This is a genomic window from Shigella sp. FC1661, assembly GCF_001712525.1.
In the GTDB taxonomy this organism is placed as follows: Bacteria; Pseudomonadota; Gammaproteobacteria; order Enterobacterales; family Enterobacteriaceae; genus Escherichia; species Escherichia coli.
On record NZ_MDGW01000045.1, the window covers coordinates 1 to 10,759 of the forward strand.

Genomic DNA, 10,759 nt, shown 5'->3' on the forward strand with positions numbered 1-10,759 from the left:
TTTCAAGAGCAAGTTTTGAGATGGATATCCCGGGTTCACAGGAGGCAGCAACGAGCTGCTGTTTAAATTCGGGAGGATAATTAGGGCAGCCTTTTCGCCTGCCGGGATTCACATTTTTCTGCATATCTGACACTTTGGTTCCCACTACTTATTTGGTGGACACCACTTTGTCTAATTCGTCAGATTCTGACCAGACGGTTCTTGCTGCACGCTTACGTTTATTGCAGCACGATTTTTTGACCAGCCATTCCATTGCATTATCCTGTTTGCTAAGAGTTTTCACATCAATTTACAGATTAACAGATAAACTCTTTATCAACGGCAATGGAATGGCAGAAATGAGAAGTGAAACGGAGGGTTAATTATTGCTGACGTTGCACCCACTCTTTTAGCGCCTGACGTGAAATTTTAATACCGCCGTTTTTCAGCTCCGGCGGTAAAGTCAGCCAGCGCACCGGTTGTTGAAAACGAGCCAGCTTATCTTTCACCCATTCGCCAAGATCAACGGTTTGCTGGTCATACTCCACCACCGCTACCGGCCGATGACCAAACTCCTTGTCGGCAACGGGAACGATAAACACCTGCAAAACCGCAGGATGTGCAGCAATAACACGCTCGACTTCTTCCGGCTGAATACCCTCACCGCCACTGAATAACAGATTGTCTAAACGTCCGACAATGGTCAGCTTGCCATTATGCATCTCACCGCGATCGCGCGTAGCGTACCAGCCTTCGTCATTAACCAGTGAAACCAGTTGCCCGTTACGCCAGTAACCTTCTGCCATACTGGCAGCCCGCAGCCACACTTCATTATTAACGATTTTCACTTCCCGACCCGGCAGCGGCGAACCAACGTCTGCCAGGCCGTCGGCTTCTTTCGCACATACCGTGGAGGCAAACTCGGTCAGACCATAGCCGCAAAAGCAACGAATCCCCTGCTCGCGCGCCTGTTCCGTCAACTCGACCGGGATAGCCGCGCCGCCAAGTAACACCGCTTTCAGGGAAACGGAACTGCGGTTAACCAGCAAACGCCAGAGTTGTGTTGGCACCAGTGAAGCGTGAGTACAGCCTGCCAGCATTTGCTCCAATGGCTGTTTATCACGCACCGTCATCCGCGCACCAGCGTATAACCAGCGCCACATAATTCCCTGACCGGAGACGTGAAACAGCGGTAAAGAGAGCAACCAGTCATCGTGATCGCCAAACGGAATCAGCGATAACACACCTTGCGCACTGGCAAGATGGGCCTGATAAGTATGGACAGCGGCTTTCGGTAAACCGGTGGAGCCGGAGGTCAATGTCATTGAACAAAGACGTGTTGGTTGCCACAGAGCTGAATGTGTGCCTTCAACCATCTGAATATGCAGTGAAGTTAACGCCGGGAAAGTATTTTCTCCTTCCAGCACCAGCGCATATTGCAGTGTAAGATTTGGCAGTAATTCCTCAAGCAACGGTTGCGGAAGCTGTGGATTTACGGGCAGCACCCGCGCCCCGCATTGCAGTAACGCCAGCCAGGCGAGCAGCGTTTGCGGCGTATTCCACGCCCGCAACATCACGCCGCTGCCCTCAACCACACCCTGCGCCGCAAAGCCCGTAGCTAACTCATCGACGCGAGCACAAAGCTCGCGCCAGTTGAGTTGCTCGTCATTAAGACGTAAGGCGATGGCTTCTCCCCGCACTTGCCGCCAGTGACGCCACGGCCAGTCAGAGAAGATCATAACAACCGCTCCAGTGCATCAACTTCCACGACAGGCAGCGTGCTACCCGGCCAGCGACGTACCTGCTGCGCCTGCATCAGATCCAGCGTGTCCAGCCCTGGAATGGTGTCCGGCGTTAACCAGGCGGCAATCCGCGCCAGTTGCGTTAAGCCTAAGCTCGACTCAATAGAAGAACTGATCACCGCCGTCAGCCTCAACGCGTGCGCCGCCTGTACCTGCTCGCGTACTTTTTCCAGACTGCCCGTGAGCGTGGGTTTGATAACTACCGCGCGCACGCCCTCTTCAGCCACAAAGGCAAAATCCGGCTCGCGCAGGCTTTCATCCCAGGCAATGGCAATGCCTGTTTCACGGGCAAACGCTCGCGAATCATCGCGGGTTTTGCACGGCTCTTCGAGAAACGCGATGCGGTGGCGATAATCCGGGTTAACATATTTGGCAAACTGCTGACCTTTCAGCGGTGTCCAGGCGCGATTTGCGTCAAGACGCAAATGCAGATCCGGAATTGCCTCCAGCAACAGATTAACCACCATGCCGTCGCGCACGGCTTCGTACAATCCCACTTTGACCTTCGCCACTTTCTCGCCTGGCATATCAGCAAGTTTGAGGATCAGATCGTCAGGATCGCCATTACACAGTGGTGCCGCACGGTAATTGGCCGCCTGCGGGAGCGTATCTGCCAGCTCCGCCAATGCACAGCTTACGCCAAAGGCAACGGAAGGCATCTGCGGTAGCTCGCAATCGCCTGCCAGCCAGTTATTTACCCAGGCAAGCAGCACGCTTTGCGCCTCTTCCCAGGTTTCCTGGCTGAAGCCCGGCAGTGGGGAGATCTCCCCCCACCCTTCGCGCTCGCCCTCACGCAGGCAAACGTACAGCCCGTCGCGGGTTTTTAACCGCCTGTCGCGCAGAACCACCCCCGCGTCCATGGGGATCTGCCAGCGGTATACCTGCGCGCTACGCATTACGGATTCCGTTTAAATTTGCTGAAATCAGGCTGACGTTTCTGGTTGAAAGCGTTGCGACCTTCCTGACCTTCTTCCGTCATGTAGAACAGCATGGTGGCGTTGCCCGCCAGCTCCTGCAGCCCCGCCTGCCCGTCACAGTCGGCGTTCAGTGCAGCTTTCAGGCAGCGCAGCGCCATCGGACTGTTTTGCAGCATTTCGCGGCACCAGCGAACGGTTTCTTTTTCCAGATCCGCCAGCGGTACCACGGTGTTGACAAGGCCCATATCCAGCGCCTGTTTCGCGTCGTACTGACGGCACAGGAACCAGATTTCCCGCGCTTTTTTCTGTCCGACGATGCGAGCCATGTAGGAAGCGCCCCAGCCGCCGTCGAAGGAACCGACTTTCGGGCCAGTCTGACCGAAGATGGCATTATCTGCCGCGATAGTCAGGTCGCACATCATGTGCAGAACGTGACCGCCGCCGATGGAGTAGCCAGCCACCATCGCGACAACCGGTTTCGGACAGGTACGGATCTGACGCTGGAAGTCCAGCACGTTCAGGTGATGTACGCCGGAATCATCTTTATAGCCGCCGTAATCACCACGCACTTTCTGGTCACCGCCGGAGCAGAACGCTTTATCACCTGCGCCAGTCAGAATGATCACGCCGACGTTGTCGTCATAACGCGCATCTGCCAGTGCCTGGATCATCTCTTTTACCGTCAGAGGACGGAAGGCATTGCGCACCTGCGGACGATTAATGGTGATTTTTGCGATACCATCGGTGGATTTTTCATAACGAATGTCCTCGAAACCTTCGGAGCAGTCGTGCCATTCAACCGGTGCGTAAAGCATTGCTTCATCAGGATAAATCATATTGTGTCCTTTAGTCAGAAACGCAAGATCTGCGCCAGACTTGCGATTACGCCAGCGGGATTTTCCCGATGCGCGTTATGTCCGGCGCGAGGAATGACATGGCAGTCGGCAGCCAGTTCCGCCGCCAGGGCGCGGAATTTGCTGTCACGTTCACCACATAAATAATAAAACGCAAATGTGCGGGCGCTAAGGTTAGCACGTAAATCAGGCTGGACGGCGAGAGAAGTCGCCTCCAGCATGGCGGCAAGGGTTGCGCCATTATTGTTGCTGCGCAGCGCCACCAGCTCCCGGCGTTGATCGTCATTGAGCGAGGCAAAAACAGGCTGTTGATACCAGTCGGCAAATACCGCCGTTAACGGTTCTGTGCGAAAATGCTGCGCCCATTGGCGATCGGAACGCTGACGTTCCGCACGTTGTTCAGCATTTTGCAGCCCCGGATGCCCGCCTTCGACAATAACCCCACAAAGCCCCGCCAGCCCCTGGCAAGCCGCCATCATCGCCCCCCGTCCGCCAAGCGAGTACCCCACCAGCCAGAAGTCAAGGATGTTGTAACTAACCAAGGTTTTACGCAGTAAGTCGGTGACATCATCAAATCCATCGACGCTAATCGCCGCCGAACCACCATGACCTGGGAGATCAACATACAACCGTGAGTAGTCGGCAAACGCCTCGCCCACTTCTTGCCATTCGTGGCAATCGCCGGAAAAACCGTGCAAAAACACCAGCCAGGGTAAACCTGGTTTTCCGTGTTTTGCCTGCGCGTGCAGGATCATAAATGGCTTACCTGCGCCTGAAGTTGCTGGAGCGTTTGCGCACCATCGGTGTCGTTAACCACCATTTCAATCACCGTGGTGGTTGGCGTGCGCCAGGCGTCGGCAAATGCCGTTTCAAGTTCCTGCCAGTTTTGCGGACGATGATATTTCAGCTCGAACATCGCGGCGGCGTGCTCAAAATGGACGTTTTGCGGCATCAGATAGAAACGCTCACGCTCGCTTTGCGGCGTTGGCAACAGCGAGAAAATTTGCCCGCCGTTGTTGTTCACCACAATTAATACCAGCGGCGCAGAAACCTGACGCAATAACGCCAGCGCGTTGAGATCGTAAAGTGCGGAGAGATCGCCCACAATCGCCAGCGTCGGTTTGCCGCTTGCCCGCTGAACGCCTGCGGCGGTCGAAAGCAGTCCGTCGATACCGCTGGCCCCTCGGTTGCTGTACACCGGGTAACCTGCCGGAAGTTGCGAAAGCGCATCAATCAGACGTACCACCAGGCTGTTACCGACAAACAATTGCCCCTGTTCAGGCAGATAGTCGCTGATGCGATGCGCCAGTTGCGCTTCGCCAAACGCATCGCGACGGGCAATAACCGCCTGCATTGCCTGTTCCGCCAGGCGCGGGATTTCAACGCACCAGGGCTGGCGTTTTTCTGCCGGATGCAGCTCCAGCCAGTCGGCAATATTGGCAATTAAGCGGCGTCCACGATGGTGCGCCGGATCAAGCCGCCCTTCGATGTCATCCACAATCCAGTACTCTTCGGGTTCACAGCTTGCCTGCCATTGCAGGAGCCGTTTGCCCGTCAGGCTGCTTCCCAGTTGCACCACAATTTGCGCCTGCTGCAGCTCGCTGGTCGCTTTGGCATTGCCTAACCAAAGATCGGCACACGGCAGCGGCTGCCCGGTTTGTGACAGCACATCGCCAATCAGCGGCCAGCCAAGAGTTTGCGCCCACAGGGCAACTTTTTTGCCCTCTTCCGCACTCATGCGCCCGGCAACCACCACGCCGCGCTTTTGTCGCCAGAAGAACCAGTCGCGCTGTTTTTCACTTTCCAGACTAGGCGCTTCACGCAGCCACGGTTTGTCGTCCTGCCACCAGTCACCCAGACGCTGTTGCCAGCTAAGCCCGGTATCGTCCATTTCGCCATACAGCGGTTCAGCAAACGGGCAGTTGATATGGACTCCCCCCGCATGAAGCGTACCGAGAGCGTGGTCGATGGTAGAAACCAGCCAACGTGCGGGGATATCCTGGGTCGGGCGCGGCAATGAAATACTGTGCGTGGGGTGAGAGGCGAACATTCCCGGCTGGCGAATTGCCTGATTCGCGCCGCAGTCAATTAGCTCCGGCGGGCGATCGGCGGTTAAGAGAATCAGTTTTTCTCCGGTTAACCCGGCTTCAATCAGTGCCGGATAGAGATTTGCCACCGCCGTGCCGGAGGTCACAATCACCGCCACCGGCTGCTTGCTGACTTTCGCCAGCCCCAGCGCCAGATGCCCCAACCCACGCTCATCGAAATGGGTGTGGTGAATGAATGCGGAATTCTCCGCCGCCGCTAACGTTAACGGTGTAGAACGCGAGCCTGGGGCGATACAGATGTGTCTGACGCCGTGACGCGTTAATGCTTCCAGAATGACCGCCGCCCAGCGTCGGTTAAATGCGCTTACTGACATGAGTTTGTCCGGTATCAATATTGCGGCTAAGTATAAGGAGCTACAAAAATAGATTATTGATATGAATCGGTAATGATGCGACTCATTACTATTCCATTTGTAATAAAGTACGCAACCCTGCCGCTTTGTTGTCGATTTCCTGCCACTCTTGCTCGGGGTCGGAACCACGGACAATGCCCGCGCCAGCATATAATCGCACGACATTGCCGCTAATTTTTGCTGAGCGCAGGGAAACGCAGAATTCGCTTTGTTGTAATGAGAGATAGCCCGCAGAACCGGCGTACCATTCTCGGGTGAACGGTTCGTGACGGGCGATAAACTGTCGCGCCAGATCGCGCGGTAAGCCAGCAACTGCTGCCGTTGGCTGCAACTGATGTAAACAGATCACATCATCCGCTTTGTTGAGTGAAGTCCAGATACAGCGGCGAAGATGCTGCACTTTACGCAGACGCAGTACCTGCGGCGGTAAAACATCCAGCGTCTGGGTATCGGCCTGTAATCGTTGGCAGATATCTTCCACCACCAGCATGTTCTCGCGCTGGTTTTTATCATCCGCCATCAGCCACTCTTCTAACTGCTGCGCCTGCTTATCATCAGGATGATTTGCTACTGTTCCCGCCAGCGCTTCAGTACGCAGCGCTTTGTCACGCCGCCGCCATAACCGTTCCGGTGAAGAGCCAAGAAAAGCATTTTCGCCATCAAAGGCCATGTAAAAATGGTAGCAATTCAGATTCAGTCGACGACTGGCAGCCATCATCGCCGCCGCGTTGACCGGACTTGCGAAATGCAGGTCAGTTGCCCGAGCGAGCACCACTTTGTCGAGCTCACCTTCGGCGATGGTTTTCGTTGCCAGTTCGATTAATTGCGTCCAGCCCGTTTTGTCCGGCCAGTGTTGTTCTCGCGTGGTGGTTAAATGTAACCCAGGCAAGGGCTTGATACTCACCAGTGTGGCGATAAATTCTTTTGCCTGAATCGCATCGTGCTGAAGGGAGCTTTCGCTGAATAGCGTCAGCCGCAGCGTGGCTTTACCGCCACAGCGTCGCCATTCCAAGCGGGGTAAAAGTAAATTGCCCTGCGACGGGTCAAAAGCATTCAGCCCCCAAATGCGTAAGTCGGCGTGTTCCGGGTGCTGGCGAAGAAAACGTTGTGCCTGGTCCAACGACGTAAAACGGGTAATCGCGCCCAGGACGGCAGCTTCTTCATCACCATTACGTTGTTGCCAGTAGAATTGCGGGTACGTTTGCTGACTGGCCAGCCAGCTCAAGGCATCAAAAGCGTCTTTGAGAGGGAAAGGAATATCGATAACCCGAATGCCGGGTGTCGCCGGAATCTCTTGCGACAAATGGCGCAGTAGATTTTCCAGCGCCGTAGTAAGTGATTGCACGCGGACCTCTCCCTGTTAAAAGCCTCACATTATACGGGGTACTACAAAAAAAATGCAGTACCCCGGTGTAGGGAGGTTTTAACGGCGTGCCAGCAACAGTCCTAGTACCAGCCCAACGGCCGCGCCCACACCAATTCCTTGCCAAGGTTTTTCGTGGACGTAGTCATCAGCACGATAAACAGCCTGCTTCGCCCGATAGTAATAACTGTCTGAAACCTGGCTAACCCGTTTTTTCACATCATCCAGCGCTTTTTCTGCACGCGCTTTCAGCTCAACATATTTCTGATCAGCGGGATCGCCAGAGGAGCGGAGCACCTCTTCCAGTGTTTCACTAAGCAGCGTCAGGTCGTCATCGATACGTGTATCACCAAACTGATTAGACATTCTCGTTCTCCATTTGCGTAAAACCTGTCACTAACTATAGACAAGGGTTGTTGATTACGCCTGAATTACCTCGCGTGCCATCCCAATGTGTGGGATACCATCTTCTTCATAGACCTCCGTCACAGGGATAAAACCGAAACTCTGGTAGAAGTTTTGCAGATGCGCCTGCGCCCCGAGGTAAACAGGCTTATCAGGCCAGTGATGCGTGCAGGTGTCGAGGGTTTTACTCATCAGTTGCTGCCCCACTTTTTCGCCACGCAACGCTTCACTGACAATCACCCGACCAATAACGACCGGCTCAAGATCATCATCACTTTTCAGAATCCTCGCATATGCCACCAGTTCATCATTTTTCCAACCGAGAATATGGCGATTATTCCCCGTCAAATCATCACCATCGATATCCTGATAAGGGCAATTCTGCTCGACAACAAACACCGCGCAACGCAGTTGTAATAAGGCATAAAGCTGGGAAACCGATAATTCAGAGTGATGCAGATCTTGCCATTCAATCATAATGCTCTCCTTTTAGATGTATGCCTTATACTAGCCGGAATATTTTTTGAAACGTGATGAACTCATGGAATTAATTTTTTTAGGTACTTCAGCCGGTGTGCCAACCCGCACGCGCAATGTCACGGCAATATTGCTTAACCTGCAACATCCGACCCAGAGCGGACTTTGGTTGTTTGACTGCGGTGAAGGCACCCAGCATCAGCTACTGCATACCGCCTTTAACCCTGGAAAACTGGACAAGATTTTTATCAGTCACCTTCATGGCGATCATCTTTTTGGTTTACCCGGCTTGCTGTGCAGTCGTTCTATGTCAGGCATTATCCAACCCTTAACGATTTATGGTCCGCAAGGTATCCGTGAATTTGTGGAAACCGCGCTGCGGATTAGCGGCTCATGGACCGATTATCCGCTGGAAATTGTCGAAATTGGCGCTGGCGAAATTCTCGATGATGGCCTGCGCAAAGTAACCGCTTATCCGCTGGAACACCCACTGGAATGTTATGGCTATCGTATTGAAGAACATGATAAACCGGGTGCATTAAATGCCCAGGCATTAAAAGCTGCTGGCGTGCCGCCTGGCCCACTGTTTCAGGAATTAAAAGCGGGCAAAACAATCATGCTGGAAGATGGAAGGCAGATTAACGGCGCAGATTACTTAGCTGCTCCAGTGCCAGGTAAAGCGCTCGCTATTTTCGGCGATACCGGCCCCTGCGATGCCGCACTTGACCTGGCTAAAGGTGTCGATGTCATGGTGCACGAAGCGACGCTGGATATAACCATGGAAGCCAAAGCCAATAGTCGCGGCCATAGCTCTACACGCCAGGCTGCGACACTAGCCCGTGAGGCTGGAGTCGGTAAGCTAATCATTACCCACGTCAGCTCGCGCTATGATGACAAAGGTTGTCAGCACCTGTTACGTGAATGCAGGTCAATTTTCCCGGCGACTGAACTAGCGAATGATTTCACCGTGTTTAACGTTTAACTCTGCTTATTATTAAAAACAGGGCGAAACTTGCCCTGTTATCGCAACCCGCGCTACATATATCCACCCACACGGGCATATTGAGCGATTTTTGATATTTATTCATCTCCTTACGCACTATATTCAGAGCAATAAGTTGCCTCTTTTTATCTTCATTCAGCACAACCTTTGCAACTAAAAGGAGCCCATGATGGTTACAGTTGTCAGCAATTATTGTCAATTATCTCAAACCCAACTCAGTCAGACATTTGCAGAAAAATTTACTGGGACCGAGGAATTACTGCAGTCTTTAAAAAAACAGCGTTATCCGGAGATGAAGAAAGTATTGAGTTACTGCATAATATTGCGTTAGGTTATGATGAATTTGGAAAAAAAGCTGAAGATATTCTTTACCATATTGTTAGAAACCCAACAAATGAGACCCTATCGATTATCCGACTTATTAAAAATGCCTGTTTAAAATTATATAATTTGGCACATACCGCAACCAACTCCCACCTTAAACCAACTGGTCCGGATAATTCAGATGTTCTCCTATTCAAAAAGCTATTCTCCCCTTCGAAATTAATGACAATTATCGGTGATGAAATTCCTCTTATATCTGAAAAACAGTCGCTTTCAAAGGTGCTTTTAAATGATGAGAATAATGAACTGAGTGATGGTACAAACTTCTGGGATAAAAATCGTCAATTAACCACAGATGAAATAGCTTGCTATCTTCAGAAGATCGCCGCTAATGCAAAAAATACTCAAGTCAATTATCCTACTGGTCTCTACGTCCCCTACTCCACCAGAACTCACCTGGAAGACGCTCTCAATGAAAATATTAAGAGCGATCCATCATGGCCGAATGAAGTCCAGTTATTCCCCATAAATACTGGCGGACACTGGATATTAGTTTCGCTACAGAAAATAGTAAATAAAAAAATAATAAACTACAAATAAAATGTGTCATATTCAACTCATTGCGTGCACTAGGCCATGATAAAGAAAATTCACTTAAGCGTGTCATTAATAGTTTTAATTCTGAACTCATGGGAGAAATGTCGAATAATAATATAAAAGTTCATTTAAATGAACCAGAGATAATATTTTTACATGCCGATCTTCAGCAATACTTAAGCCAAAGTTGCGGTGCGTTTGTGTGCATGGCAGCCCAGGAAGTGATTGAACAAAGGGAAAGCAATTCTGACAGCGCCCCCTATACGTTATTAAAAAACTATGCTGACAGATTTAAAAAATATTCAGCAGAAGAGCAGTGCAAAATTGATTTTCAACATCGACTGGTAAACAGGAATTGTTATTTAGATAAATATGGCGATGCAGGTAATGACTCCAACTTACTGATAGTGTTTTATGTTCAGATAATGCCCGATGACCTTGTCATGCAGCTCCACCGATTTTGAGAACGACAGTGACTTCCGTCCCAGCCTTGCCAGATGTTGTCTCAGATTCAGATTATGTCGCTCAATGCGCTGAGTGTAACGCTTGCTGATAACGTGCAGCTTTCCCTTCAGGC

The 10,759-nt window shown here is 51.8% G+C and carries 10 protein-coding genes and 1 pseudogene; 2 read left to right on the forward strand and 9 right to left on the reverse strand.

Annotation, left to right across the window (positions count from 1 at the left end; translation table 11 throughout):
• Window positions 1-362: 362 nt before the first annotated feature.
• The 8 genes from menE to BFF42_RS03690 all read right to left on the reverse strand — a co-directional run bounded on the left by menE (window position 363) and on the right by BFF42_RS03690 (window position 8,258).
• Entirely contained in the window at window positions 363-1,718 is a 1,356-nt protein-coding gene (gene menE / locus BFF42_RS03655) for an o-succinylbenzoate--CoA ligase (RefSeq protein ID WP_000577613.1), read from the reverse strand.
• The gene (menC, locus tag BFF42_RS03660; RefSeq protein WP_001255610.1) at window positions 1,715-2,677 is read right to left on the reverse strand and encodes an o-succinylbenzoate synthase; all 963 of its coding nucleotides are present in this window, start codon (window positions 2,675-2,677) and stop codon (window positions 1,715-1,717) included. Before menC ends, menE begins: the two co-directional genes overlap by 4 nt.
• Window positions 2,677-3,534, reverse strand: a complete 858-nt coding sequence (gene menB / locus BFF42_RS03665; RefSeq protein WP_000640002.1) for a 1,4-dihydroxy-2-naphthoyl-CoA synthase — start codon at window positions 3,532-3,534, stop codon at window positions 2,677-2,679. Before menB ends, menC begins: the two co-directional genes overlap by 1 nt.
• A 14-nt stretch (window positions 3,535-3,548) precedes the next feature.
• Entirely contained in the window at window positions 3,549-4,307 is a 759-nt protein-coding gene (gene menH / locus BFF42_RS03670; RefSeq protein WP_039060310.1) for a 2-succinyl-6-hydroxy-2,4-cyclohexadiene-1-carboxylate synthase, read from the reverse strand.
• Window positions 4,304-5,974, reverse strand: a complete 1,671-nt coding sequence (menD, locus tag BFF42_RS03675) for a 2-succinyl-5-enolpyruvyl-6-hydroxy-3-cyclohexene-1-carboxylic-acid synthase (protein WP_012421328.1) — start codon at window positions 5,972-5,974, stop codon at window positions 4,304-4,306. The genes menH and menD overlap by 4 nt, the downstream gene beginning before the upstream one ends.
• A gap of 88 nt (window positions 5,975-6,062) precedes the next feature.
• A complete protein-coding gene (gene menF, locus BFF42_RS03680) occupies window positions 6,063-7,358 on the reverse strand; it encodes an isochorismate synthase MenF (RefSeq protein WP_001191394.1) in 1,296 nt (431 codons plus the stop codon).
• A gap of 78 nt (window positions 7,359-7,436) precedes the next feature.
• Window positions 7,437-7,742, reverse strand: a complete 306-nt coding sequence (elaB, locus tag BFF42_RS03685; RefSeq protein WP_000070624.1) for a stress response protein ElaB — start codon at window positions 7,740-7,742, stop codon at window positions 7,437-7,439.
• 54 nt (window positions 7,743-7,796) lie between these two features.
• A complete protein-coding gene (locus BFF42_RS03690; RefSeq protein ID WP_000574095.1) occupies window positions 7,797-8,258 on the reverse strand; it encodes a GNAT family N-acetyltransferase in 462 nt (153 codons plus the stop codon).
• Between the two features lie 64 nt (window positions 8,259-8,322).
• Between BFF42_RS03690 and rbn the strand changes: the two genes are divergently transcribed.
• Together rbn and elaD are read left to right on the forward strand one after the other, a co-directional pair.
• Complete coding sequence (rbn, locus tag BFF42_RS03695) at window positions 8,323-9,240, forward strand: ribonuclease BN (protein WP_001424321.1); 918 nt, start codon at window positions 8,323-8,325, stop codon at window positions 9,238-9,240.
• A 187-nt stretch (window positions 9,241-9,427) separates the two neighbouring features.
• A pseudogene (gene elaD / locus BFF42_RS03700) lies at window positions 9,428-10,646 on the forward strand (deubiquitinase ElaD).
• Here the strand turns inward: elaD and BFF42_RS03705 are convergent.
• Window positions 10,581-10,759, reverse strand: a 179-nt coding sequence (locus BFF42_RS03705) for an IS1 family transposase (RefSeq protein WP_000663719.1), incomplete at its 5' end; no start/stop codon positions are given. The pseudogene elaD and the gene BFF42_RS03705 overlap by 66 nt on opposite strands.

Bases quoted from the DNA above. Each gene is read 5' to 3' on its own strand.
- menE (WP_000577613.1), bottom strand. From the start codon at position 1,718: ATGATCTTCTCTGACTGGCCGTGGCGTCACTGGCGGCAAGTGCGGGGA.
- menC (WP_001255610.1), bottom strand. From the start codon at position 2,677: ATGCGTAGCGCGCAGGTATACCGCTGGCAGATCCCCATGGACGCGGGG.
- menB (WP_000640002.1), bottom strand. From the start codon at position 3,534: ATGATTTATCCTGATGAAGCAATGCTTTACGCACCGGTTGAATGGCAC.
- menH (WP_039060310.1), bottom strand. From the start codon at position 4,307: ATGATCCTGCACGCGCAGGCAAAACACGGAAAACCAGGTTTACCCTGG.
- menD (WP_012421328.1), bottom strand. From the start codon at position 5,974: ATGTCAGTAAGCGCATTTAACCGACGCTGGGCGGCGGTCATTCTGGAA.
- elaB (WP_000070624.1), bottom strand. From the start codon at position 7,742: ATGTCTAATCAGTTTGGTGATACACGTATCGATGACGACCTGACGCTG.
- BFF42_RS03690 (WP_000574095.1), bottom strand. From the start codon at position 8,258: ATGATTGAATGGCAAGATCTGCATCACTCTGAATTATCGGTTTCCCAG.
- rbn (WP_001424321.1), top strand. From the start codon at position 8,323: ATGGAATTAATTTTTTTAGGTACTTCAGCCGGTGTGCCAACCCGCACG.